Annotated in this window: 19 protein-coding genes and 1 pseudogene; 10 read left to right on the top strand and 10 right to left on the bottom strand. The window is 66.8% G+C overall.

Going from position 1 to position 23,745, the window contains the following annotated elements; genetic code table 11:
* Window positions 1-79 precede the first annotated feature (79 nt).
* Window positions 80-3,868, top strand: a complete 3,789-nt coding sequence (locus DB31_RS41960; protein WP_157232428.1) for a hypothetical protein — start codon at window positions 80-82, stop codon at window positions 3,866-3,868.
* A 15-nt stretch (window positions 3,869-3,883) separates the two neighbouring features.
* Here DB31_RS41960 and DB31_RS41955 read toward each other — a convergent pair whose 3' ends face one another.
* Together DB31_RS41955 and DB31_RS41950 are read right to left on the bottom strand one after the other, a co-directional pair.
* A complete protein-coding gene (locus DB31_RS41955) occupies window positions 3,884-5,308 on the bottom strand; it encodes a FecR domain-containing protein (protein ID WP_052420676.1) in 1,425 nt (474 codons plus the stop codon).
* A complete protein-coding gene (locus DB31_RS41950) occupies window positions 5,295-6,044 on the bottom strand; it encodes an RNA polymerase sigma factor (RefSeq protein WP_240487244.1) in 750 nt (249 codons plus the stop codon). Before DB31_RS41950 ends, DB31_RS41955 begins: the two co-directional genes overlap by 14 nt.
* A 148-nt stretch (window positions 6,045-6,192) precedes the next feature.
* Here DB31_RS41950 and DB31_RS41945 point away from each other — a divergent pair, with 148 nt between their 5' ends.
* On the top strand, window positions 6,193-7,014 hold the full coding sequence (locus DB31_RS41945; RefSeq protein WP_044199056.1) for a DUF7107 domain-containing protein: 822 nt from the start codon (window positions 6,193-6,195) through the stop codon (window positions 7,012-7,014).
* 87 nt (window positions 7,015-7,101) lie between these two features.
* On the opposite strand, the gene DB31_RS45795 is transcribed toward DB31_RS41945, so the two are convergent.
* Window positions 7,102-7,614, bottom strand: coding sequence for a hypothetical protein (locus tag DB31_RS45795; protein ID WP_052420675.1), 513 nt, complete (start codon window positions 7,612-7,614; stop codon window positions 7,102-7,104).
* A 177-nt stretch (window positions 7,615-7,791) separates the two neighbouring features.
* Window positions 7,792-8,784 (bottom strand): class I SAM-dependent methyltransferase, encoded by a 993-nt coding sequence (locus DB31_RS41935; RefSeq protein ID WP_240487242.1) that lies wholly within the window; start codon window positions 8,782-8,784, stop codon window positions 7,792-7,794.
* Between DB31_RS41935 and DB31_RS41930 the strand changes: the two genes are divergently transcribed.
* From DB31_RS41930 to grxC, 4 genes are all read left to right on the top strand, one after another.
* The gene (locus DB31_RS41930) at window positions 8,783-9,475 is read left to right on the top strand and encodes a UdgX family uracil-DNA binding protein (RefSeq protein WP_044199051.1); all 693 of its coding nucleotides are present in this window, start codon (window positions 8,783-8,785) and stop codon (window positions 9,473-9,475) included. The two genes, DB31_RS41935 and DB31_RS41930, sit on opposite strands and share 2 nt — an antisense overlap.
* A gap of 33 nt (window positions 9,476-9,508) precedes the next feature.
* Window positions 9,509-10,654, top strand: a complete 1,146-nt coding sequence (locus DB31_RS41925; RefSeq protein WP_044199048.1) for a cystathionine gamma-synthase — start codon at window positions 9,509-9,511, stop codon at window positions 10,652-10,654.
* Window positions 10,655-11,127: 473 nt separating this feature from the next.
* Entirely contained in the window at window positions 11,128-11,559 is a 432-nt protein-coding gene (locus tag DB31_RS41920) for a hypothetical protein (protein WP_157232426.1), read from the top strand.
* A 98-nt stretch (window positions 11,560-11,657) separates the two neighbouring features.
* A complete protein-coding gene (gene grxC, locus DB31_RS41915) occupies window positions 11,658-11,939 on the top strand; it encodes a glutaredoxin 3 (RefSeq protein WP_044198962.1) in 282 nt (93 codons plus the stop codon).
* Between the two features lie 18 nt (window positions 11,940-11,957).
* On the opposite strand, the gene DB31_RS41910 is transcribed toward grxC, so the two are convergent.
* From DB31_RS41910 to DB31_RS41900, 3 genes are all read right to left on the bottom strand, one after another.
* Complete coding sequence (locus DB31_RS41910) at window positions 11,958-12,386, bottom strand: hypothetical protein (protein WP_157232424.1); 429 nt, start codon at window positions 12,384-12,386, stop codon at window positions 11,958-11,960.
* A 433-nt stretch (window positions 12,387-12,819) separates the two neighbouring features.
* On the bottom strand, window positions 12,820-13,815 hold the full coding sequence (locus DB31_RS45790; protein WP_157232422.1) for a hypothetical protein: 996 nt from the start codon (window positions 13,813-13,815) through the stop codon (window positions 12,820-12,822).
* A 509-nt stretch (window positions 13,816-14,324) separates the two neighbouring features.
* Window positions 14,325-15,692 carry a pyridoxal-phosphate dependent enzyme gene (locus tag DB31_RS41900; protein WP_044198958.1) on the bottom strand — a complete coding sequence of 456 codons (1,368 nt, stop codon included), beginning with the start codon at window positions 15,690-15,692 and terminating at the stop codon, window positions 14,325-14,327.
* A 291-nt stretch (window positions 15,693-15,983) separates the two neighbouring features.
* On the opposite strand from DB31_RS41900, the gene DB31_RS41895 reads away from it, so the two are divergent.
* Window positions 15,984-17,024, top strand: coding sequence for an aminoglycoside phosphotransferase family protein (locus DB31_RS41895; RefSeq protein WP_044198956.1), 1,041 nt, complete (start codon window positions 15,984-15,986; stop codon window positions 17,022-17,024).
* A gap of 10 nt (window positions 17,025-17,034) precedes the next feature.
* Complete coding sequence (locus tag DB31_RS41890; protein WP_044198954.1) at window positions 17,035-18,066, top strand: nucleotidyltransferase family protein; 1,032 nt, start codon at window positions 17,035-17,037, stop codon at window positions 18,064-18,066.
* A 49-nt stretch (window positions 18,067-18,115) separates the two neighbouring features.
* Here DB31_RS41890 and DB31_RS41885 read toward each other — a convergent pair whose 3' ends face one another.
* The 3 genes from DB31_RS41885 to DB31_RS41875 form a co-directional block, all read right to left on the bottom strand.
* On the bottom strand, window positions 18,116-19,630 hold the full coding sequence (locus DB31_RS41885; protein ID WP_240487240.1) for an aminotransferase class III-fold pyridoxal phosphate-dependent enzyme: 1,515 nt from the start codon (window positions 19,628-19,630) through the stop codon (window positions 18,116-18,118).
* 189 nt (window positions 19,631-19,819) lie between these two features.
* A complete protein-coding gene (locus tag DB31_RS41880; protein WP_044198953.1) occupies window positions 19,820-20,584 on the bottom strand; it encodes a Stp1/IreP family PP2C-type Ser/Thr phosphatase in 765 nt (254 codons plus the stop codon).
* A gap of 96 nt (window positions 20,585-20,680) precedes the next feature.
* Window positions 20,681-21,064, bottom strand: a complete 384-nt coding sequence (locus DB31_RS41875; RefSeq protein ID WP_044198951.1) for a DUF192 domain-containing protein — start codon at window positions 21,062-21,064, stop codon at window positions 20,681-20,683.
* 17 nt (window positions 21,065-21,081) lie between these two features.
* Here DB31_RS41875 and DB31_RS41870 point away from each other — a divergent pair, with 17 nt between their 5' ends.
* Together DB31_RS41870 and DB31_RS51400 are read left to right on the top strand one after the other, a co-directional pair.
* Window positions 21,082-21,585, top strand: a complete 504-nt coding sequence (locus tag DB31_RS41870) for a tRNA (cytidine(34)-2'-O)-methyltransferase (protein WP_044198947.1) — start codon at window positions 21,082-21,084, stop codon at window positions 21,583-21,585.
* 33 nt (window positions 21,586-21,618) lie between these two features.
* Window positions 21,619-23,745, top strand: a pseudogene (locus DB31_RS51400) (molecular chaperone DnaJ); the annotation flags it as partial.

The following is a 23,745-nucleotide window of genomic DNA, read 5'->3' as shown; positions in this document are numbered from 1 at the left end:
CGCGATAAGGCTCCGTGGACTGATCCATGGTACGGGGAGAGCGTTGTGCTCCACCCGTTTCATCTGGTGTGTTTGCGCCATGAGCCCTTCTTCGAGGCCGTGTCCCACCCGCGGCTGGCAGCGCGTGATCACCGTCTCCTTCACCGCTCTCCTCGTGGCTGTCCTCTTCGTTCGCTGCCAGGTACCGGTGCTCTCCTCCGATGCTCCGGCCGAGGCTCCGCCCCTCGAGCGCCCGGCACCGTTCGATGTGAACGCGGTCGTTCGCGGCGTGAGCCTGCGTTTTCACGCCTCTTCTCAGGGCTACGAGCACGTGGGGTCGGTGTTCCGCGCGGGAGTGAGTGAGGCAGGGCGTCTCACGCTCGGCGCTTCCGTGGAGAACGTGACAGGTTCCGCTACCTCGCCCGCCCCGGCTTTCGAGGTGGAGACGGTGCGCGTGACGCGAGGCTTCTCGGCATTGGCAACGTCGTCCCGGACGGTGCTCGCGGGCGACGGCGCGGTGCACATCGAGCGCGGTGCGGTGCGGGAAGTGCTTGCCAGCTCGGAGGCGGGCATCGAGCAGAGCTGGACCTTCGAGGAGCTCCCTTCAGGAGAGGGCGCGCTGCGAGTAGAGGTATCGGTGAGCGGACAGCCATTCCGCACCGAGAGCGGCCAGGGGCTTCACTTCTCCGCGGCTCCGGGAGGGCCCGGCTGGCGCTACGGACTGGCGACGTGGGTGGACGCGGACGGCGCGCGCACGGGGCTGACTCCTCGGTACGAGGGCGGACGCATCGTGATCGAGGTGCCGGCCGAGGTGCTGGAGCGCTCGCGGTATCCGGCGACGCTCGATCCCGTGCTTTCGCCCGAGCGCTCTCTCAATGATTCGGACCTCTGGCCCGCGCAGGGACGTCAGCGCAGCCCCGCGGTGGCCACGGACGGCACGAACTTCCTCGTGGTGTGGGACAACGGTGCGGAGCTCCGCGCGACGCGCGTGTCGCCCACGGGGCAGATTCTGGATCCCGAGAGCCTGCTCATCGCCTTCGGCTCTGGCACCACGAAGAGCGTTCCCGCAGTGGCGTTCAACGGCACTCAGTACCTGGTCGTCTGGCAGGACGCGTCGAACAGCAGCAGCAGCGATCTCGGCAACATCCTGGGCGCGCGCGTGAGCCGAAGTGGCGTGCTGCTCGACACGACCGCGCGGGCGATCTGCACGAACACGGCGAGCCAGTACAAGCCCGCGGTGGCCACGGATGGCACGGACTTCTTCGTGGCGTGGGAGGATCGCCGGGGTGCCACCAACCCGGACATCTACGGCACGGTGGTCCGCGCGAACGGGACGGTGCTCACGGCCAATGGCGTGGCCCTCACGACGGCGGCGGGGAGCCAGCAGGACGTGGCGATCGCCTACGGCGGGGGCAGCTACCTCGTGGTGTGGAGCGACTATGCGGCCAGCTCGGACATCCGGGGGGCGCGCGTGAACGGGAGCAACACGGTGCTGTCGCGCGATCTGCCCATCGCCACGAGCAGCGCGAGCGAGGGCGGTCCCATGCTGGCCTTCGACGGCACCCGCTTTCTCCTGGCCTGGCGCAATCGGGACACCTATCCCGGGAAGCTCGAGGGGCTCCGGCTGGATGCGGCGGGCACCCGTATCGACGCCGCGCCGGTCACCTACACCACGTCGCTCGACTACAACTATCCGGGCAGCCGGTTGACCTTCACGGGCACGCACTACCTGCTCACGTGGGCGGACTCGCGCAACGTCAGCACCCAGGAGGGCGACATCTATGCGGCGCGCATCTCCCTGGAGGGGAGCTTGCTGGACGCGCAGGGCATCCTCGTGGGAGGAGGCGAGGGCTACCAGCAAGTTCCGGCCGTGGCGGGTACTTCCTCCGGAGCGCTGGTGGTCTGGCAGAACGACACGGACTCGTTCTGGACGCCGACGGACATCTACGGCGCGCGGCTTGGAGTGGATGGCACCGTGCTGGACGTGCCGCCGAAGGCGATCGCCGTGGAGTACGCCGAGCAGAGCCAGCCCGCGGTGGGGTTCGATGGGACGAACTACCTGGTGACGTGGATGGAGCGGCACGGGGAGGACGAGGGGCTGTACGCCACCCGGGTGACTCCCACGGGCGAGGTGCTCGATCCGGAAGGCATCCGCCTCGACTTTCCCGGCGATGCTAACTACGTGGTGCCCACCCACGTTGCGTTCAACGGGCAGCACTACCTGGTGACGTGGGATGGGACGCGTGGCGGGGCCTCGGGCCCCGTGGGCGTGCGGATTCGCCCGGATGGGACGGTGCTGGACGAGCTGCCCCTGCAGCTGGCCACGTATGCTCCGGGTGGCCGCATCATTGACGGTGTCGCCGTCGCCAGCGATGGCCAGGACTTCTTCATCGCCTTCGCCGGCCCGAGCACCATCAGCGCGAACAAGATGGATGTCTACGGCGTGCGCATTCTCGCGGATGGGACGCGCGCCACCCCGACGGACATTCCCATCGCCGCTCAGGTGGAATACCAGGACGATGTCGACGTGACGTTCGACGGCCAGCGCTACGTGGTGGCCTGGTCGGACAGCCGCGAATTCGGCGCAGGGTACCCCGAGGTCTACACGCGGAAGGTGGAGCGGGACGGCGTCACCCTGCTGCCGGAGTTCGAGATCTCCCCGAGGACCGCGAGCTCGCCCGTCCTGGCGAGCAACGGCCAGGGGGCGCTCGTGGTGTATGAGCGCGGCAATGATCTCTACGGCCGGATGCTGCCTCAGGAGGGCGGCATGGGGCCGGTTTTCTGCATCGCCTGTCTGACCGGGTACGATCAGCGCGCCTCGGTGACCTTCGACGGCACGCACTACGTGGTGGTGTGGCAGAACGGCTCGATCTACTCCACGCCGCAGAACGCGAGCGTGTACATGGCGCGAGTCCGGACAGATGGGACGGTGGTCGACACGACGCCCATTCCCCTGGCCACCGGTCAGACGCAGGAAGAGTCTCCGGTGATCGTCAGCAACGGGAGCAGCGGGGCGCTCATCGCGTACACGCGCTCGGGGGCGCCAGCGGTGCCCGCGGTGAGCCGGGTGGTGCTGCGGATCTCCACGGAGTTGGCGTTGGGTTCAGCGTGCACGAAGAACGCGGACTGCCAGAGCAACTTCTGTGTGGACGGGGTGTGCTGCGACAGCGCCTGCGGGAACGGGGCAGCGGACTGCCAGGCCTGCAGCGCGGCGCGAGGTGCGACGCAAGACGGGACCTGTACGTTGCTGCCTGCGCAGACCGTGTGCCGCGCGGCGCGGAGCCAGACGTGCGACGTGGCGGAGCAGTGCGATGGAGTGAGCCCGGTCTGTCCTGCGGATGTGCTGATGGGGGATGACACACCGTGCTCGGATGGCAACGCCTGCACGGAAGGGGACCGCTGTTACTCGGGCTACTGTTGGCCAGCGCGGCAGGTGGTGTGCTCCAGCCCGGGGCAATGCCGGGCGCAGGGCAGCTGCGAGCCTTCAACGGGCGCGTGTGTCTATCCACCGGCTCCAGACGGGACCTGGTGCAGTGGAGGCACTTGCAACGCGGGCATCTGCGAGGCCCCTCCGGATGCGGGCTCTTCCACGGATGGGGGTAGCTCCACGGACGGAGGTAGCTCGGTGGATGGAGGCAGCTCCACGGATGGCGGGGCGGATGCTGGAGATGGAGGCCTGCCACGGGATGGGGGCACTTCTTCTCCGGACGCGGGAGTGGTGGATGCGGGGACGGACGGTATCGGGAGCCCGGATGGGGGCTGGTCCCCAGGCCCCACCCCACCTCCTCCAGCCGAGGAATCCGGCTGTGGCTGTACCCAGGCGAGTGGGGCGAGCCTGTGGGCCGTGCTCGCGCTGGTCATGCTGGCCGCGCGCCGACGAGCGGTATAGCCCCGCAGCCAGGGCTCAAGGCAGCAGCGCGGCCTTGGCCTCGCGGACGTAGCGCCCCTTGGGGAACTCCCGCAGGTAGCGCTGGTACTCGGCCTGGGCTTCGGAGGGAGACAGTCGCTCCTCGAAGCACCGGGCGCGCAGGTAACGCGCCTGCTCGCGGAAGTCCCGGACCTTGCTGCGCTCGGCGATCTCCTCCAGGCCCACCAGGAAGCTCTCGCACGTCTTGGCGTGGAGCTGCTCCCGCGCATGCCAGAGGAAGCGCGCGTCGGCGGTGCTCTGCGTGGGAGTGCCCGGCTCCGGCGGCACCCACTGCACTCCCGGCTCCTCGGGCTCCGGGCTCGCTGGCGCGGAAGAGGGCGCTGGTTCTGAGTCAGGTGCTTCCGAACTTCCGGATGGCGCGGTTGCCATCGGGGCAGGGCGGTTGTCCGAGAGTGCGCCTTCGGACGGAGTCTTTTCAGGTGTGGGACGGGGAGTGGCCGCGGCCTCTTGGGAGGGCACGCCCAGCTCTTGGAAGGCTTGCCGCTCCTTCGCGGAGAGCGCCCGGCGCTTCAGGGTTCTCCGTGCCGTGTTCACCTCGAGCCGCTCACCGGCGCTGACGAACTGCTGGGGCTGGCCCGGGATCTCGACGCGCACCTTGCCTTCGAGCACGGTCACCACCGCGCTCTCGGATGCGCTCTCCACGGAGAAGACCGTGCCCACGACCCACGTGCGCACGCCTCCCTCCGCCTCCACGACAAAGTCCTCCCGCGTCGCATGAGAAGCCTGTACGGCGAGCTGGCCTCTCTGGACGAACAGGGATACTCGCTCGGGCTCTACCCGCGTCAGCCGCACCTCCGAGCCCGGTGCCAGCCGCGCGCGGCTCGCATCCGGCAGCCGGAGCAGGGCATTGGCCTTCGCGGGTGTCCGCACCCAGGAACCCTGGCGCAGCAGCTCACCCGCCACGAGCGCACGCTCCTGAGCATCCGCCTCCCGAATCCGCGCACCCGAGACGTTCTCGGCCCGCGTGGCGATGACCGGGGTGGGTGAAGGCGCTGCCTCCTTTATAGGGGCTACCTCCTTTATAGGGGTGGGGTGCTCCTCACGCACCGCCACCGGAGCGCTCGGAAGAGGCGTGGACGTCACGGGCCGGAGCACCACGAACGCCAGCACCGCCGCCAGCGCTCCCACCGTGGCCAATGCCCACGGCCACCGGGGCTGCCTTTCGAGCCGGGCCAGCTTGCGAGCCGCAGCGCTCTGCACGCGCTCATCCACCTCGGCCCAGCGCACCTCGGGCGCGTCCTCCTGAACCGTGCGCAGCAGCGCCTGTGCCTGACGCACCTCCTCCAACTTCCGGGCGCACGTCTGGCACCCCGCCACGTGCTCCGCCACCCGAGCTTGCTCCTCGGCTCCGAGCTCCTCCGCGGCGAAGGCCCACAGCGACTCGGTCTCATGGCGTACCATGGGGGCCTCCGGCGCGGGGTGTGTCGAGCAGACGGTGCATGGCCTCGGTGAACTCCAGCCGCGCGTGGTGGAGGCGGCTGCGGACAGTGTTGACCGAGCTTCCCACGGCCTCGGCGATCTCGTCCGGGCTCATCCCACACAGCTCGTAATAGACGAAGACGATGCGCTTCTTCGGCTTGAGCCGCTCCAGCGCCTGCTCCACCAGCCGCGCGGCCTGCCGCCGGGCCGCTGCCCGCTCGGGATCCTCTTCCGAGGCCTCCCTCTCCGGAGGCTCTGCCATGGGCTCCTCGGGCCGCCGCCGCTTCCAGCGCAGGTGAGACAGCGCCACGTTGGCGCACACCCGGTAGAGGAAGGTGCGGAAGCGAGACTCCCCGCGGAACCCGCGCACCGCCGACAGCAGCCGCAGGTACGTCTCCTGGAGCAGATCCTCCACCTCGGTCCGGTTCCCCACGAGGTGGCGCAGGGTGCGAGCCGCATCCACACGCGTCAGTTGGTAGAGCCGATCAAAGGCGGTGACATCCCCGTCCTGGATGCGGCGGACGAGCTCGAGCAACTGGGCCTCATCCGGCGGCGGGGCGAGCCCAGACGCCAGTCCGAGCCGCTCGCTGGCCGCGGGCGCTGTCTGCAGGGAACGTGTTCCACGGAAGAACAACCGGCTCCCCCCAGGAGTGGCGAGCAGGGTGAGAACCCGCTCGCGGAGCCCTCCTACGCCCGTTTGGATGGTCCAGACCAGCACATTACCTCCACGTCCCTGGGTCTCCGCACCGGCGCAAATCGATCAAAAAGAAATTTGATCAATTTCAGGCGCTCCGGAGACGAAGCCTGGCGAACCGAGGACGGTAGGCCGGACCGCCTCCTTCGGAACCTCCTGCCGGAGCACCCCCATGCCCCACACCCCCACCCGCTTGTGCTGGCTGGTGTCCCTCATTGCCCTCGGACTTGCCTCCGGGTGCATCATCACGGAAGGCGACATTCACGGAGACTGGTACGACGACGAGTACCGCTCGTGCACCGCCACCACTGACTGTCACTCGAACCAGTACTGCCGCAACGGGACGTGCCGGGATGTCCCCACGGATGCGGAGCGCTGTAGCTCCAACTGGGACTGCGCTTCCCAGGAGACCTGTATGGACGGCGTGTGCTGCCGCTCGTGCAGCCGCGACTCGGACTGCGGCGGCACCGGCTCCTGCAGCGACGACAACTATTGCGACCCGCAGCCCCAGCCTCGGCCGGATGGCGGGACGACGTACCCGAAGCCCGATGGGGGCTCCACATGGCCCCGGCCGGACGCGGGCACGCCTCCTCCTACCGATGGGGGCTCCTGCCAGCAGCCGCCTCCGTCCCCGCCGCCGAGCACGGGCTGCCGCCAGAACAGCGACTGTGGCTACGGCAACTACTGCATCAACGCCACGTGCTACCACGGGTGCAGCACGAGCTCGCAGTGCGGTACGAACGAGACATGCCAGTCCGGCCTGTGCAAGCCGGGCTCGCCCAACCAGTGCGTGAACAGCTCGCAGTGTCCCGCTCAGAATGACTGCGTGGACGGCCAGTGCCGCGCGCGCTGTGCCTACAGCACGCAGTGCCCTTCCGGCTCCACGTGCCAGATTGGCTACTGCCTGCCGAACACGGGCTCGAACAAGGCCTGCACGGCCAACTGCGACTGCCCGGCGGGAGAGCGCTGTCTGAACGGGTACTGCGCGCTCTGAACCCGGCGCCCAGGCCCAGGGGGAGCTCCGCGAAATGGCGGTAGCTCCCCTTGGCATGCAGTCTCGGGTGCGCGGCCGTGTCGCGCGTTAGCGCTTCTTCAGCGCCTTGGGCAGGGGTACCTTCTTGGCCACGCGCTGAACAGTCGACTTGGCGGCGGCTACGCGCGACTTGGCGGCCGTGGCTACGCGCGACAAGGTCTTGGTCCCGCGGGCAATCGCCTTGGCGGCAGCACCTTCGCTCCGGCCCGCGCTCTTCTTGGTGGCGCGAGCGGGAGCCGCCTTCACCACCGGAGCCTTCTTGGCTGCGGCCTTCTTGGCAGTGGCCGTCTTCCGAGTGGCCGGAGCCTTCTTGGCCGCAGCGCGTCGGCCACTGCCCGTCTTCGCCTGAGCCGCGGCCTTCCGCGCCGCGCGCTTCTGCTGGTAGCGCTCGATGGTCTCGGCATGAGGCTGCCGGTAGTGGATGCCCGTCTCGGGCATATTGGCCTTCTGCTGCTGGGCCACTTTCTGCTTGTCCTCGTCATTGCCGAGCCGAAGGCCCGAGCCCTGCACAGCTACCGGCTGTTGATCTTCGTAGGGGTATTCGCTGTAGGTCCGGCCCATCGCGTCCTCCCGAGGCGCAGGCGGGCGTGCCCGCGCAAGTCCATACCTTCCACGGTGGGGATGGTGCGGCCTGTTGGCGAGCCGTCTGGTTCATTTCCAGCGGAGCAGGCTCCCTTGCCTCCTGAAGAGCGGGCAGGCGGGCACGCTCCTGGAGCCTGAGGGTTGCTGCGGGCCCGCTCAGGAACGGGCGCTGCGAGGAGCCACCATGCGCCAGCACCGGTGGATCTCCTTGCGCTGGAAGTCCTCGGGGATGGAGCCGGGGGTGAGCTCCTCCACTTCCAGCCCTCGGGTGGCGGCTTCATTCAGCTCGAAGCCCAGGAAGTTGTTGGAGAAGTAGAGAACACCGCCGGGCGCGAGCACCGCCTGGAGTGCCTTCAGCAGGCGAGGGTGGTCCCGCTGGACGTTGAAGGAGCCGCTCATCCGCTTGGAGGTGGAGAACGAGGGTGGGTCGCAGACGATGAGATCGTACCGGTCCGGCTCGTGAGTCTGTTCCTCCAGCCAGGGCAGCACATCCGCGCGGATGAGCGTGTGTCGCGCATCCGCGAGCCCATTGAGCACGAGGTTCTCCTCGGCCCAATCGAGGTAGTTGCCGGACAGGTCCACGGTCACCGTGCTCTTGGCGCCTCCGGCGGCGGCGTAGACGGTGAAGGAGCCCGTGTACGCGAAGAGGTTGAGGAAGCGCTTGCCCCGGGCCTCCTCGCGGACGCGGGCGCGGGTGAGCCGGTGGTCCATGAAGAGGCCGGTGTCGAGGTAGTCGCCCAGGTTCACCCAGAACTTGAGGCCCTGCTCCTCGACGACGAAGCGCTCACTGCCCTGGCCCTGACGGGAGTACTGCTGGCGGCCCCAGGGCTGGGGGGTGTGCGTCTTGACGTGGATGTGCTCGGGAGGCACCTCGAGCACGGCGGAGACGGCGGCGAGCACCTCCTCGCGCTGGGCGTCCACGGTGCCTGTCTGGAGGGCTTTCCGGCGAGGGTATTCCACGAGGTGCACCCGGTCGCCGTACAGGTCCACGGCATAGGGGTACTCGGGGATGTCCCGGTCGTAGACGCGGAAGCAGGTGAGGCCGTGCGAGCGCGCCCACTTGTGAAAGTGCTTGGCGTTCTTGCGCAGCCGGTTCTCGAACATACCTGCTGGATTCTGAGGTGCGTGCTTACCCTGTGGAGTAGCCATGCCCAGACGACCCTCTTCCCTGGAAACCGCAGCCCCCCTCATCCCTGAGTCCCCGACGTTGGACAAGCTTAGAGAAGCCGCCGCGGGCTGCCGGGCCTGTCCTCTGTGGAGGACGGGGACCCAGACTGTCTTTGGAGAACAGGAGGACCGGCCCCGGGCGGGACAGCCCCGGGTGATGTTCGTGGGCGAGCAGCCGGGGGACCAGGAGGACCGGGCGGGGCGGCCCTTCGTTGGCCCGGCCGGGCGGCTGCTCGACGAGGCCCTGGAGACGGTCGGCATCGACCGGCGGCAGGTGTACGTCACCAATGCGGTGAAGCACTTCAAGTGGGGGGAGATGCAGGGCAAGAAGCGCATCCACGCCAAGCCTGCGTACGGGGAGATCCGCGCCTGCAAGCCGTGGCTGGAGGCGGAGATCCGGGTGTTCCGGCCGGACGTCATCGTGTGCCTGGGGGCCACGGCGGCGCAGGCGCTGCTGGGCAAGGACTTCCGGGTGACGAAGCAGCGCGGGCAGCCGCTGCACTCCGAGTACGCCCGGGTGGTGGTGGCGACTGTTCACCCCGCGTCCATCCTCCGGGCGCCGAAGGCGGAGGACCGGCACGCCCAGCTCAAGGCCTTCATTCAGGATCTGCGGGTCGTGGCGGACCTGCTGAACGGGCTGGAGGTAGGGGAGGGCGTGTCCGCGCACCCATGACGGTTCCGGGGGACTGTGGTAGGCCCTCTGGCCATGCGCTTCGACACGCTCGCCATCCATGCCGGCCAGGAGCCGGATCCCACCACTGGCGCCATCATGACGCCGGTCTATATGACTTCCACCTACGTCCAGGACGGACCGGGGGAGCACAAGGGCTACGAGTACAGCCGCACGCAGAACCCCACGCGCAACGCGCTGCAGGACTGCCTCGCGGCGCTCGAGGGCGCGAAGTTCGGCGCCGCCTTTGCCTCGGGCCTGGCCGCCACGGACGTGCTGATGCACATGCTGGACGCGGGGGACCACGTCGTCGTCTCGGATGACGTGTACGGCGGCACCTTCCGCATCTTCGACAAGGTCTACAAGCGCCACGGTCTCACCTTCTCCTTCGTGGACCTGTCCCGGCCGGAGACCTTCGAGGCGGCCATTACCCCCAAGACGAAGATGGTCTGGGTAGAGAGCCCCACCAACCCGATGCTCAAGCTCATCGACCTGGCGCGCATCGCCGAGGTCGCCAAGAAGCGGAACATCATCTCGGTGGCGGACAACACGTTCATGACGCCGTACTTCCAGCGCCCGCTGGATCTGGGCTTCGACGTGGTGACGCACTCCACGACGAAGTACCTGAACGGCCACAGCGACGTGATTGGCGGGTTCTCGGGGACGAGCCGCCAGGACATCGCGGAGAAGATGTACTTCCTGCAGAACGCGGTGGGCGGTGTGCCGGGGCCGATGGACAGCTTCCTGGTGCTGCGCGGCCTGAAGACGCTGCACGTGCGCATGGAGCGCCACGCGCAGAACGCGATGAAGGTGGCCCAGTACCTCCAGAAGCATCCGAAGGTGCAGAAGGTGACCTACCCGGGCCTGGAGGCGCACCCGCAGCACGCGCTGGCGCGCCAGCAGATGAAGGGCTTCGGCGGGATGCTGACGTTCGACATCAAGGGCGGGCTGGAGACGGCGCGCACGTTCCTGAAGACGGTGAAGGTGTTCGCCTGCGCCGAGTCGCTCGGCGGGGTGGAGTCCCTCATCGAGCACCCGGCGATCATGACGCACGCCTCCATCCCGAAGGAGACGCGCGAGAAGCTCGGCATCGCCGATGGCTTCATCCGCCTCTCGGTGGGCATTGAGGACGCGCAGGACCTCATCGACGACCTGGCGCAGGCGCTCGACGCAGCGAAGTAGCATGCAGTTCTTGCGTTTCGTGGTGGCAGGGATGGTGTCGGCGTGTGCATCGCCCCTTCCAGAAGGGGTCATGCCACTCCCAGAAGGGAGACAATCGCTCCCAGGCCCCATGCCTAAAGTGGGGCCATTCAAGACCCATTTTGAGGCGCTGATGGCTGCATGTCCGCGGTTGCTGTCCCTGCCTAACGCCGTGGCGGACCGGCCCAGCTCGTTCAACTACAGACTCTACTGGGACATTTCCACGGAATACTGTGCTTGGATCTACTACACGCCGGCAAAGGCGTACGAGATGAGCTGGATCGGTTTCAGTGAGACGCAGAGCGACTCAGGAAGACGGAGCTGTGATCTCCCTCCGTACGTCAGCGATGCCCGATATCCAGATGAAGATATCAGATATGTGTTGGCGATCCACAGCCACCCGGTTCCTAATGCTTTGTCCAAGGGTGATAAGGGAGGGAGCCATGAGATGGGGGATGTCCCTCTTGCTGTGCAGCATGATGTTCATGGGCTGTGCTCATGGACCGTGCAAGGCACTGGGGACGCTGTTCGGCTGTCACTGCGTGAGCAAGAGGAAGCAGCCCGAGTACCAGGATATGAGCGTCCAGGTGCCGGTCTTTGACAGCACCCTGCCGGTGGAGGCGGACCTGGATGGATATACGCTCCAAGCCATCCGGATCGCGGCGGATGACCTTCTTGACCCCGACGTGGGTGGAGGCCCTTGTCGAGACAAGCAGACGTCGCACAGATATCAGGCCCATCGAGTGGGCGATGTCATTTTCGTCCGGATTGAGTTCAAGCCCGAGAATTGCGGACGAGACATCGGCATGCTCGATGATGGAGCGACCTATGCAATCAGCGTTGACGGGCGAATCTTGAGACGGGTTCTTGACGGCAGAGGCCCCTAATCGAACAGCGGCTCCCGAGTAGCTCGGCGGGAGGGCGGGGGAGCAGGCGCTTTTCTGGAGCGTTGGCCGAAGCGGGGGAGGTGCCTACCTTGCGGGGCATGAATCCCGTCAAGCTCTACACGAAGTCCACGTGCCCTTACTGCGTCCGCGCCAAGCAGTTGCTGGACCAGAAGGGTGTCCGCTACGAAGAGATCGACATCGGCCGGGAGCCCTCCAGGCGCCAGGAGATGATCGCCGCTGCGCACGGACGCTCCACCGTGCCGCAGATCTTCATCGCGGGCCGCCACATCGGTGGCTGCGACGATCTGCACCAGCTTGAGGAGGCCGGCGAACTCGACCACATGCTCGGGCTCGGCGGCGCCCAGCCGGGTGTCCTCTGAGTCCCTGGATCGAGGAAATCACAGCGCTTCGTCCTTCACTTCAGCCTCCTTCAAGAGAGGTGGGGCTTCACTGACCACTTCTCCTTGAGGAGTCACGGCATACAAGTACCACCAGTCCGGGACGCGCCCGCGAGGCCCCCCACATCGATCAAAGCGCTGGTTGAGCTTGACGTAATAAAGACCCGGCGTCGGGCCCGTAAACACGGACACGCTCAAGCCTTGTTCCGGGCTGTAACACCCTCTGAACAAGCGGGGATCCTTCGTCTGCGCAATCATCTCCCGAACGGCGGCCGCTGCAGCCAGGGTGGCACCAGCGTCCAGCCCGGCGACGATGTTTTTCTCCGAAGCTGCGTCTGGCCACTTTACCTTGCCCTTCCAGGCAGGGGTGGGGGTCGCGCAGCCAGAGAGCGCGAACGCCACCACCATCCATGGATATGCGTTGCTCATGTCGGTCTCCGGGATCCTTTGCCCGAGCGTGCTTTTTAATCTCGCAGCAGCTTCAAGGGGTCTTGAGCACACTGGGGCGTGTGAGGTGGACCCCATTTTCTGGACCACCCCGAGATTTGCATTTTCGGGCAGCTTCCGAGTGAAAGGAGCTGCCGATGGGAAAGAGAAGACTGAAGAAGTACGGCGCAGCGTTCAAGGCGCGAGTGGCGGTCGCAGCACTCCAAGAGAGCGAGACACTGGCCCAGGTGGGTCGTCGCTTCGGGGGCATCCGGTGCTGGTGGGGCAGTGGAAGAAGCAGCTGCTGGAGAAGGCCACAAGGCCACGGCAGCCTTCAAGGGCGAGGAGACCGACGACTCCGAGCGGCGGCAGGACGAACTGCTCAGGAAGATCGGCGAGCTGACGGTGGAGCGAGATTTTTTAGCTCACTCGTTGCTCAGGCCCCTCGCTTCAACTTGCGCAGCAACTCCTCACGGAACTCCTGGACCGGATAGTGGAAGGTGCCCTCGTCGGCCAATTGCCGGAACTTCCGGTTGAGCACGGCATCGAACGGGATCTTGTGCTCCAGCATGAGGTACATGTCCTGGCCATCGAAGCCGACCATCGCAGAGGGGCGTCCCTTCTGAAAGGCAGTAACCCCATCGGGTGAGAAACTGGCGGATGTGAAAAACACTCCCCGCCCGAAGGTGGAATGCCCCTTGACGCGGCTATCTAAGACAAGCAGTTCCAACTCGCGTACAGGCACTTTCTCCCATTTCGCCTCTACGAGATAGAAGTTTCCCTGGAACTCGAAACTGCCATCAATCTGTTCTCCGGTGATCTTGAATGAGGCGCGGGGCGAAAGGGCATATACCTCAAACAGTCGGTAGAGGAACCGCTCGAAGGCATAGCCCCGCTGCTGCTCTGGATTGATGCCGGGGATGGCGAGGAACTGCGTCTTTAGCTCGTCCAAGTCCCGATCCAAAACTGCGGCAGGTACAGGCGCAGAGCGTGGTGCGGGGTTTGGCACCTGACGTGCGGCTTCCTGTTCTTGCTTCGGTGCTGTGGTCTTCCTCGGCAACGTGATCAAGAACGCCGGATCGTGCAACTCCGGGATCTTGAAATTCAGCTTGAGGATATGCGCGTTGATCGCGTCAATCTCTTCGCGGCTGACAGGATCGATGCCCCTCCCCCTCCGCTTGATGCCCTCAAGCACGATCCGCACAATCAAGTGACAGAACCGGTCACGCTTTCTGGACAGAGTCTTGTCGAGCAGTTCTTGGAGAGCAGGCTCTTTACTCCCACCCGGCCAGAACTCGCCCACCCCCACCTCTGCCGCCACAGTGCCGAAGGTTGTTTTTACCCTGGCCATTGGGTGAGCAGTTCCTGGGAGAAAATCGTAAAGCGCCGAAGCGAGCGCTGCGACAGCCTGCATTTGAACGGGCGAGAGCACTGTGATTCCCCTTCCTCACGATAGGTGCTGCACCACGCAGTACCCACACTCGGCATAGGATCTTGGAAAGGGTGCGTCAACGAACCGGAGAACCGTGCTTCCTGAAACCTAGAAGCACGTAAACCCCAGAATTTGTGGCGCAGATTTTCTCGGGGCCTATCGCGTCTCTCGAAGCCCGAAGTTTCCCCCCAGTGCCCCCAAGGGTCTGCCCCCGTTTCCACGGCCCCCGGCACGGGGTGGAAGACGGGGAGACACCGGGACTGTCAGGGCGCAATGCAGCATGGTTCACGCCCCGCAGAGCAGAAGGAACTCAGGGTCCTTCCTTTGCGGGCCCCTCTTTTTTGGCTATTTGGGTCTCCACGGCCTGTCCATGAGCGCGGTAGCGCACCCGGCCAGCATGACGAGTAAAGCTGTGTACCGGATCACAGCTTTACTCGTCATGAGGGCCTCCTGCTCCCCGTTCCCAGGCAGCGCGGAGGCCCTCTGTGCCTGCGTCAACCGTCAGGCGCTCAGGCGCCAGTGCGGTGCAGGTAGTCGATCAGATCGATCTTCGTGACGATGCCGACAATCTTCTCGCCGTCCTTCACCACGGCCACGTTGTCCTGCGCGAAGATCTCCCGCAGGCGGTTGATGCTGGTGTCCAGGGAGATGGCGCCCTGCAGCGGCGTGACGATGGCGTCGATCGAGTCGCTGAACTTCACCCGGTTGGCCACCAGCGCGTTGAGCAAGTCATACTCGTGGACCATTCCCACGGCGCGCCCGTCGCTGTTGAGCACCGGCATCTGGCTGATGCCGTGCTTGCGCATCTGCTCCACCACCAGGTCCACCTTGTCGCCCTTGCGCGCGGTGAGCACCTCGCGGCGCTTGTCGCCGAGGATGTCCTTCACCGTCCCAACGCCCTTCTCCTCCAGGAAGCCGTTGTCGCGCATCCACTCGTCCGAGTGGAACTTGCTGATGTAGGCCATGCCCGAGTCCGGCAGCACGACGACGATCGTCTTGCCCTTACCCACTTCCTTGGCCAGCTGCACCGCCACGTGCACCGCCGCGCCCGCCGAGCCGCCCGCGAAGATGCCCTCCTCGCGCGCCAGCCGCCGCGCCGCCACGAAGCTCTGGCGGTCATCCACCTGCCGCACGTCGTCCACCACCTTGAAGTCCATGGCGCCGCACAGCATGTCCTCGCCGATGCCCTCCACCTTGTACACGTGCGGAGTCGTCAGCTTGCCCGTCTTGAAGTAGCCCTCGTAGACGGAGCCCTCGGGGTCCACGCCCACGTTCTTCAGGCCGGGGATCTTCTCCTTCAGGAACTTGCCCGCGCCGCTCATCGTGCCGCCGGTGCCCAGGCCCGACACGAAGTAGTCGAACTTGCCCTCGGTCTGCTCGTAGATCTCCGGACCCGTCAGCTTGTAGTGGGCCTCGATGTTGTCCGGGTTGTGGTACTGGTTCAGCATGAACGAGCCCGGCGTCTCGCGGTGGAGGCGCTTGGCCGTCTCGTAGTAGCTGCGCGGATCCTCGGCCGGCACGTTCGTCGGCGTCACCACCACCTGCGCGCCCAGCGCCTTGAGCCGGTTGATCTTCTCCAGGGACATCTTGTCCGGCATGGTGAAGATGCACTTGTAGCCCTTCACCGCGGCGGCCAGCGCCACGCCCATGCCGGTGTTGCCCGAGGTGTTCTCCACGATGGTGCCGCCGGGTTTCAGCTTGCCCTCCCGCTCGGCCTTCTCGAGGATGTAGAGCGCCATGCGGTCCTTGATGGACGCGCCCGGGTTCATGAACTCGCACTTGACGAGCACCGTGGCGTCGTTGGGCCCCACCATCTTGTTGAGCTTGACCAGGGGCGTGTGGCCAATGGCCGTGAGGATGTTGTCGTGGATTTCCATCGTGGTTTCCGAAGCGAGGGGTTTCTGGCGCTGCGCGCGGCCCTTATACGCCGTGGTCTCTAACGGGTCGACAGCGGCCGGGCACACTTCGCCCAGAGGCCCCGCCGAGCGTCAGGCTGCACTTGAGGGAACCATGAGCCTGCCTGTCTCTGCCGCACCCCGTCATCCGAGCGCCCGTCGCGTAGGCGACAGCCCGAAGGCCTGCTCGGTCGCCCCTCATTGTCTCCTTTGACCCACCACCCCCTCCCCCCCATACTGCCGGTCCTCCCAACCCTTGGAGATCGTTTCGATATGGAACTCGAGGCCGCCCTGCGCGACCAGGTGGGCAAGGCCATTGGCCGTCCCGTTCCCAATGCCCCCATCAAGAAGCTGAAGGGCGATGCGAGCAACCGCTCGTACTATCGCGTCGGCACACCCCCGGAGAGCTGGGTGGTGATGGTGATGCCACTGGACGCGACGAAGAAAAGCGAGGAGGCCACCAAGGGTGAGCCACCCAAGGAACTGCCCTTCGTCAACGTCCACCGCTACTTGGAGAAGCTCGGCGTCCGGGTGCCTCGCATCCTGCGCTACGACGAGCCCGCAGGGATGATGGTGCTCGAGGACCTGACGGACCTCACCTTCGAGGCCGCGCTGGAAGGCGGCAAGCACCGCGAGGCGCTCTATGGGCGGGCGGTGGAGCTGCTGGCCCGCCTGCGCGTGCAGGCCGAGCGGCAGCCGGACTCGGAGTGCCTGGCCTTCACCCGGGCCTTCGACGAGGACCTGTACGACTGGGAGCTGCACCACTTCCGCGAGTGGGGCCTGGAGGCCTGGAGCGGCAAGAAGCCCACGGACGCCGAGCGCGCCGAGCTGGACCGCACCTTCCGGGAAATTGCTCGCACGCTGGCCGCGGCGCCTCGGGGCTTCACGCACCGCGACTACCAGAGCCGCAACATCATGGTGAAGGACGGCGAGCTGGTGGTCATTGACTTCCAGGATGCGCTGCAGGGCCCTCGGCAGTACGACCTGGTGGCGCTGCTGCGCGACAGCTACGTGGAGCTGGACCGGGACTTCGTGGACACGATGCTGGATCGCTACATCGACGCCTTCGCGGCCGCGGGCGGCGAGAAGATCGAGCGCGGTCCGTTCAAGGACTTCTTCGACCTGCTGACCATCCAGCGCAAGCTGAAGGACGCGGGGCGCTTCGAGTTCATCAACCGGGTGAAGGGCAACCCGGGCTTCCTGGTCTCCATCCCCGCGTCACTGCGCTACGTGAAAGCCGCTTTCGCGCGGCGTCGCGAGCTGCGCAAGCTGCAGGACCTGATCAGCCGCTACGTCCCCGAGCTCTCGGAGTGAGGGCTCTCTCATGAAGGCCATGATCCTGTGCGCGGGCCTCGGCACGCGCCTCCGTCCGTTGACCGAGCGCTGGCCCAAGCCGGCGCTGCCGTTCCTGGGGCAGCCGCTGCTGCGCTACCACCTGGCGGTGCTCAAGGCGGCGGGCGTCTCCGCGGTGGGCATCAACACGCACCACCTCCCGGAGGTCATGGCCGCGACGGCCCGCGCCGAGTGTGAGCGCGCGAGGCTGCCGCTCCACGTGATGCACGAGGAGGTCATTCAGGGCACGGGCGGTGGCATCCGGGGCCTGAGGGACTTTCTCTCGGACGATGACTTCCTCGTGTTCAACGGGGACATCTTGTTCCCGGTGGATCTGCGGCCCGTCATTGACGCGCACCGGAGTTCGGGCGCGGCAGCCACCATGGTGTTGATGCCCATGCCGCCGGGCGAGAAGTACGCCGCCGTGGAGATGAATCCTGAGGGCGAGGTCCGACGCATCGCGAGCTATGGACCGGGAGGCGACGCGCTGAGCCCGTGGCACTTCACGGGCGTGCACGTCATCTCTCCGCGGGTGTTCGACTTCATGTCGCCCTCGGGCGCCGAGGACATCAACCGCGACATCTACCCGCGCGTCATGCAGGCGGGGCTGCCCATCCGAGGCGAGGTGGTGCAGGCGTACTGGTCCGATCTGGGGACGCCCTCTCGCTATCTGTCGACGGTGCGGGATGTGCTCTTCGGCCAGGTGCCGCTGGAGGGGCTGGGCAAGGCCTCTCCATTCCATTTGGCGCTGAAGGGGCAGGGGAACTTCTGGGCTCACCCTCAGGCCCAGCTGGGCGCTTCGAAGGTGGCGGGCCCCGCGTACTTCGGGCCGGGCTGCGTGCTGGCGGATGGGGCACGCATTGGCTCGGCGGTGGCGGTGGGGGAGAACGCTCGGGTCGGAGACGGAGCGCGGCTCAACCGCGTGGCGGTCTTCGATGACACCGAGGTGGGCGCGGATGAAGAGCTGGTCGAGGTCCTCGCCTGGGGGGCCCACCGGGTCTCTGCGCCGATCGCTCCTGGATAGGGTGCCGCACCTGCAAGGCGCAGTGACGCGCCTTGCAGGACTCCGCGAGCTAATCGAGGGTGGGGAAGAGGAAGGGGAAGTCGTTCCTCTTCATCTCCTCCACCGCTTCGCGGGTCTTCGCGATGAGCAAGTCGATGTCCTGCTCGGAGTGGGCATCGCCCAGATACGTCACCGGGACGGAGTGGGAGTGAATGCCCTTGGAGCGCAGCAGCATCGCGAGCACGTTGGTGGCGATGGGGAGCATGTTGGTGACGTAGTCGCGGTGGGTCTCCATGGGCTGGTCCCGCATGAACATCATGTAGCCGGTGAACTCCCCGTGCCCGTGCAGCTTGAGCTTGAGGCCCTTCGGCAGCTCGATGGACTCCACCGCGGCGCGCAGGCGCGCTGCCTTCTTCCGTGTTCGCTCGTAGAAGGCGGGGCCCTTCTCCCTCAGCAGTGACAGCGAGGCATACGAGGCCGCGACCGCGAGGTGGCTGCCGGCGTGGGTGGTGCCCAGCAACGTCTTCGTGCCCACGTCCGTCAGGCCCCCCGCGGTGCCCGCGACGTCGATGAGGTCGCTGCGGCCCGCGACCGCGCTGAGGGGAATGCCCAGCGCGGCCATCACCTTGCCGTACGTGACGAGATCCGCGTGCACGTTGTAGTGCCCCACCACGCCGCTGGGGCCGTAGCGGAAGCCCGTGTGCACTTCGTCCACGACGAACACCACCCCGGCCTTCCGGCAGACCTCCGAGAGCTCGCGCAAGAAGGCCACTGCGCCCTGCTCGGTCGGGTACAGGAACGGGATGGACTCGGCGATCACGCAGGCGATCTCGTCCTTGCGCTGCCGGATGACGTCCAGCGAAGCGGCCTCGCCATACGACAGGATGAGCAGGTCCTCCGGGCCCATCCGATGGACGCCCCTGCTGTAGGAGCGCAGAGGGATCTCCGGACCCTTCTTGGGCGGGAACGGGGTGAACGGGTAGCCGAAGAACGCCGAGATGCCGTTGTAGCTGGTGAGATCATGCTGGCCGTTGGAGCTTCCTTCGAAGCGGACCACCAGCTGGCGGCCAGTGGCCGCGCGGGAGATCCGCACGGCGGCGGAGGTGGCGTCGCTCCCGGAGTTGAGGAAGGCGAACTTCTCGCGGTGCGGGACCAGCTCCTTGAGCAGCCGTACGTACTCCAGGTGCAGCGGCGTGCTGTAGGCGTTGCCTACGCTCCGGCGCATCATCTGCTGGACGAAGTGGGTGACCGGCTCCGGGTTGTGGCCGTGCAGGCTGTGCGTCCCAAAGCCCATGAAGAAGTCGAGGTACTCGTTGCCATCCACGTCCAGCAGCCGCGAGCCCTCCGCGCTTTCGATGCCCAGTGGCAGGAAGATGCCGACGAAGGGCCAGAACCCCAGACAGGAGATCTCGTGCTGACGCAGCTCCCCCATCATCTGCAGGGACTTCTGCTGACGTTGGGCCAGCGTTCCCAGCACCCCTTGAAGGAAGGGGGTGCTGAAGAGCTGGCCGATCTGGGCACTGACGGCCTGAAGGCGCTGAGGGGGAGGGGGGAGAGTCGCGGGGGTCAGCGAGCTTTCCATCATGGGCTGGGTCCTCGTGAGCAAGGTGAGTGGGGGATTCACCTCGGATACGGAAGACCGCTTTTTTTGGTTTCTCGCGAAATGAGAGTTTTGCCCGAAAGGACAGGCCTCGGGCCACGGGCACACGCCACGTGTGGCTCTCGGGGCGCGCAAACGCACCTCGAGTCTGGAGTCCGCCCCCTCTCGTGGGGACTAGTTGTTGTGGTAGCGGGCCAGCACGCAGGTGACGTTGTCGTTGCCGCCCGCCGCGTTGGCCAAATCAATGAGCTGGGAGGCCGCCTTCTCCAGCTCCGAGGTGCGCTGGAGCACCTCCTGAATCTGCGGATCCGTCACCATGCCGGACAGGCCGTCCGAGCACAGCAGGAAGACGTCGCCCTCCTTGGGCTCGATCCGCGTCACGTCCACCACCACGGACTCCTTCATGCCCAGGGCGCGGACGATGACGTTCTTGTGGGGGAAGTTCTCGATCTCCTCGGGCGTGAGCTTCTTGGCCTTGAGGTAGTCGTTGAGCAGCGAGTGGTCCTCGGTGACTTGCTTCAGCACGCCTTCGCGGAAGAAGTACACCCGGCTGTCGCCCACGTGGCCCACGTACGCCACCGCGTTGGCGAAGTGCACCGTGACAATCGTGGTGCCCATGCCCTTGTACTTGGTGTCGGTGGTGGCCCGCTCGAAGATCTTCGCGTTGGCCAGCTTGATGCCGGTGGCCAGGCGGTTCTCGTCGTAGTTGCGCGACTTGTCCATCTTGAACGGCCAGGTGGCGTCCTGGTCGCGCGACGTCATCTTGAAGAACTCGCCCAGCTCCTCCACGGCGATCTTGGAGGCGATCTCTCCGGACGAGTGCCCTCCCATGCCGTCGGCGACGCAGCAGAGGTTCTCCTCCGGCAACAGGAGGTAGTTGTCCTCGTTGTGGTTGCGCTTCATCCCGACGTGGGTGATGCCTGCTACCTCAATGCGCATGCTCGGGAACTCGTGTGCCGCGGGGATGGGGCCGCTTGGAAACAGTCCTGCAGGTTAACAAAGGCCCCGTGCGGGGGCAAAACGGATCCGTCCAGTTCAGCCGGAAGACGCCTGCTGCCCTGGCTGGGCCACCGGTTCGAAGCTCAGCCGGTCCCCCTCCTGGGTCTCGCTGGCCGCCAGCGTCCCCGCCGGCAGCTCCAACACCGAGTGCGCCTTGAAGTACACCGAGCTCATCCTCCAAGGGGGCATCGCAGGGATTTGCTTGACGATGAGGCCCTCCCGGTCCAGGAAGGCCACATCAATCGGGATGCGCATGAAGAAGGTGTGGATCGAATTGCAGGGGGCAATGTGCATGCCCTCGCCGAAGTCCAGCGAGCGCCGCCCCATCAGCCCCATGAAGCGATCGGCGAAAGAGGTGGCTCGCTCGGCGCGATCCGCCAGCAGCCTCCCCCGGGTCACGTTGTTCACCTTCCAGCGCATGTCCCCTGTTCTACCCCATGCTTGAGCCCCTCGCGCGGCCTCTGCACCTGGTGCTGGTCTCCCCCCAGATTCCCCCCAACACCGGGAACGTGGCCCGGCTGTGCGCCGTCACCGGCAGCCGGCTCATCCTGGTGGAGCCGCTGGGGTTCTCCATCGCGGACCGGGACTTGAAGCGGGCGGGCCTGGACTACTGGGACAAGGTGTTCCTGAAGCTGTATCCCACCTATGCGGCCTACCTGGCGGACTTCCCCGACGCCCGGCGGTGGCTGTTCTCCGCCCGGGCCTCTACATCCCTGTATGCCGCCCGGTTCGAGCCGGGGGACCACCTGGTGTTCGGCTCCGAGGTGACAGGGCTGCCCGCCGAGCTGATGGAGGGCGGGTCCGGGCAGGCGGTGACGATTCCCATGCTGCCGGAGCGGCGGAGCCTGAACCTGTCTACCTCGGTGGGCATTGCCACCTATGAGGCACTGCGTCAGGTGCAGCTCGGGGGGCCAGCCAGGCAGACCCCCCCGGCAAGTTGAGGGCTTGGGCGGAGGGACTAGACTCGCGGCGTCATGTCGCCCTCGCTCGTTGCTGAAGCCCTGTACTCCGTCCACAAGTCTCGGGCCACCGGTCAGCTCACGCTGCACGCCGGAGGCCGGGAGGCGCGGCTCTTTCTTCAGCAGGGCAACCTGGTGGGCACGCAGCTCGGGTTCGGGTTCCAGAGCCCGGCGCAGGCGCTGCTGCAGAGCGGGAGGATCCAGGCGGACGCGCTGGATGCGTTGTGGGCGCGGGGTGGGGCGGGGGAGCCGGATGAGGATCTGCTCGAGGCGCTGGGGATGGATGAGGGGGCGGTGGCGGAGCTGCAGGTGCTCGCGCATGTGCGGCGGCTGAGCCAGCTGGCGGAGCGCTCCGCCTTCGAGCCGGGCGATGTGGAGGAGATGTTCCGGCCTATTGCGGGCGTGCGGGTGCTGCGGGCGGCGCTGGAGCCGGCGGTGGGGAAGGGGCAGGGGGCGCGGGTGTACCGCTGCGCGGATGTGGCCGCGTGCGCGCCGTGGCTCTCGAGTGAGGAGGAGCGGGCGTTTCTGGAGACGCTGGGGACCTTCCGGCAGCCCGAGGCGCTGACGATGGCTCAGGAGGTGGTGCTCCACCTGCTGGAGCGTGAGGGGCTGGTGGAGTCCCTGAGCGTCGAGGAGTGGGAGGAGCGCGAGCGGGCGCGGCGCGCGGAAGAGGCGCGTCTGGCGGAGGAGGCGCGGCGCGCGGAAGAGGCGCGTCTGGCGGAAGAGGCTCGATTGGCTGAAGAGGCGCGCCGGGCTGAAGAGGCGCGTCTGGCGGAAGAGGCCCGGCTGGCCGAAGAGGCGCGTTTGGCTGAAGAGGCTCGCCTCGTTGAGGAGGCCCGGCTAGCGGAGGAGGCTCGGCTGGCCGAAGAGGCTCGCCTCGCAGAGCAAGCTCGGCTCGAAGAGGAGCGACGCAAGGAGGAAGAAGCTCGGCTGGCGGAGGAGGCTCGGCTGGCGGAGGAGGCTCGGCTCGAAGAAGAGCGACGCAAAGCCGAGGAGGCTCGGCTGGCGGAAGAAGCGCGCTTGGCTGAGGAGGCTCGACTGGCCGAGGAGGCCCGGCTGGCCGAAGAGGCCCGTCGCGCTGAGGAAGCCCGGCTAGCGGAAGAGGCTCGGCTGGCCGAAGAGGCTCGGCTAGCGGAAGAGGCTCGGCTGGCGGAAGAGGCTCGGCTGGCGGAGGAGGCTCGGCTGGCGGAGGAGGCTCGGCTGGCGGAAGAGGCTCGCCTCGCTGAAGAGGCTCGGCTGGTCGAGGAAGCTCGCCTTGAGGAAGAGCGTCGCAAGGCCGAGGAGGCCCGGCTGGCTGAAGAAGCCCGGCTGGCCGAGGAGGCACGCCTCGCTGAAGAGGCTCGGCTGGCCGAGGAAGCTCGCCTTGAGGAAGAGCGTCGCAAGGCCGAGGAAGCTCGCCTGGCCGAAGAAGCCCGGCTAGCGGAAGAGGCTCGTCTTGCTGAGGAGGCTCGTCGAGCGGAAGAGGCGCGGCTCGAAGAAGAGCGTCGCAAGGCCGAGGAGGCCCGGCTGGCCGAAGAGGCTCGTCGCGCAGAGGAAGCTCGGCTGGCGGAGGAGGACCGGTTGGCCGAAGAGGCTCGTTTGGCTGAAGAGGCTCGCCTCGCCGAAGAGCGTCGTGAGGCTGAGGAGGCTCGACTGGCCGAAGAGGCTCGCCTCGCCGAGGAGGCTCGACTGGCCGAAGAGGCTCGACTGGCCGAAGAGGCTCGGCTCGAAGACGAGCGTCGCAAGGCTGAAGAGGCCCGGTTGGCGGAGGAGGCGCGCCGCGCGGAGGAGGCTCGGCTGGCCGAAGAGGCTCGGCTGGCCGAAGAGGCTCGGCTGGCGGAGGAGGCACGGCTGGCCGAAGAGGCACGGCTGGCCGAAGAGGCTCGGCTGGCGGAGGAGGCTCGGCTGGCCGAAGAGGCTCGGTTGGCCGAAGAGGCTCGGCTGGCCGAAGAGGCACGGCTGGCCGAAGAGGCTCGGCTGGCCGAAGAGGCTCGGCTGGCCGAAGAGGCACGGCTGGCCGAAGAGGCTCGGCTGGCCGAAGAGGCACGGCTGGCCGAAGAGGCTCGGCTGGCGGAGGAGGCACGGCTGGCCGAAGAGGCTCGCCTCGCAGAGCAAGCTCGGCTCGAAGAAGAGCGACGTAAGGCGGAAGAGGCTCGGCTGGCG

The sequence above is a fragment of the Hyalangium minutum genome, assembly GCF_000737315.1.
Classification (GTDB): domain Bacteria; phylum Myxococcota; class Myxococcia; order Myxococcales; family Myxococcaceae; genus Hyalangium; species Hyalangium minutum.
Note: the sequence above shows the minus strand (reverse complement) of the source record. Positions and strands in the feature narration are given on the sequence as shown.

What these genes read in the sequence shown, in the direction of transcription:
- DB31_RS41960 (WP_157232428.1), top strand. Translation starts at nt 80, where the DNA reads ATGAGCCCTTCTTCGAGGCCGTGTCCCACCCGCGGCTGGCAGCGCGTG.
- DB31_RS41955 (WP_052420676.1), bottom strand. Translation starts at nt 5,308, where the DNA reads ATGGTACGCCATGAGACCGAGTCGCTGTGGGCCTTCGCCGCGGAGGAG.
- DB31_RS41945 (WP_044199056.1), top strand. Translation starts at nt 6,193, where the DNA reads ATGCCCCACACCCCCACCCGCTTGTGCTGGCTGGTGTCCCTCATTGCC.
- DB31_RS45795 (WP_052420675.1), bottom strand. Translation starts at nt 7,614, where the DNA reads ATGGGCCGGACCTACAGCGAATACCCCTACGAAGATCAACAGCCGGTA.
- DB31_RS41930 (WP_044199051.1), top strand. Translation starts at nt 8,783, where the DNA reads ATGCCCAGACGACCCTCTTCCCTGGAAACCGCAGCCCCCCTCATCCCT.
- DB31_RS41935 (WP_240487242.1), bottom strand. Translation starts at nt 8,784, where the DNA reads ATGGCTACTCCACAGGGTAAGCACGCACCTCAGAATCCAGCAGGTATG.
- DB31_RS41925 (WP_044199048.1), top strand. Translation starts at nt 9,509, where the DNA reads ATGCGCTTCGACACGCTCGCCATCCATGCCGGCCAGGAGCCGGATCCC.
- DB31_RS41920 (WP_157232426.1), top strand. Translation starts at nt 11,128, where the DNA reads ATGTCCCTCTTGCTGTGCAGCATGATGTTCATGGGCTGTGCTCATGGA.
- grxC (WP_044198962.1), top strand. Translation starts at nt 11,658, where the DNA reads ATGAATCCCGTCAAGCTCTACACGAAGTCCACGTGCCCTTACTGCGTC.
- DB31_RS41910 (WP_157232424.1), bottom strand. Translation starts at nt 12,386, where the DNA reads ATGAGCAACGCATATCCATGGATGGTGGTGGCGTTCGCGCTCTCTGGC.
- DB31_RS41900 (WP_044198958.1), bottom strand. Translation starts at nt 15,692, where the DNA reads ATGGAAATCCACGACAACATCCTCACGGCCATTGGCCACACGCCCCTG.
- DB31_RS41895 (WP_044198956.1), top strand. Translation starts at nt 15,984, where the DNA reads ATGGAACTCGAGGCCGCCCTGCGCGACCAGGTGGGCAAGGCCATTGGC.
- DB31_RS41890 (WP_044198954.1), top strand. Translation starts at nt 17,035, where the DNA reads ATGAAGGCCATGATCCTGTGCGCGGGCCTCGGCACGCGCCTCCGTCCG.
- DB31_RS41885 (WP_240487240.1), bottom strand. Translation starts at nt 19,630, where the DNA reads ATGATGGAAAGCTCGCTGACCCCCGCGACTCTCCCCCCTCCCCCTCAG.
- DB31_RS41880 (WP_044198953.1), bottom strand. Translation starts at nt 20,584, where the DNA reads ATGCGCATTGAGGTAGCAGGCATCACCCACGTCGGGATGAAGCGCAAC.
- DB31_RS41875 (WP_044198951.1), bottom strand. Translation starts at nt 21,064, where the DNA reads ATGCGCTGGAAGGTGAACAACGTGACCCGGGGGAGGCTGCTGGCGGAT.
- DB31_RS41870 (WP_044198947.1), top strand. Translation starts at nt 21,082, where the DNA reads ATGCTTGAGCCCCTCGCGCGGCCTCTGCACCTGGTGCTGGTCTCCCCC.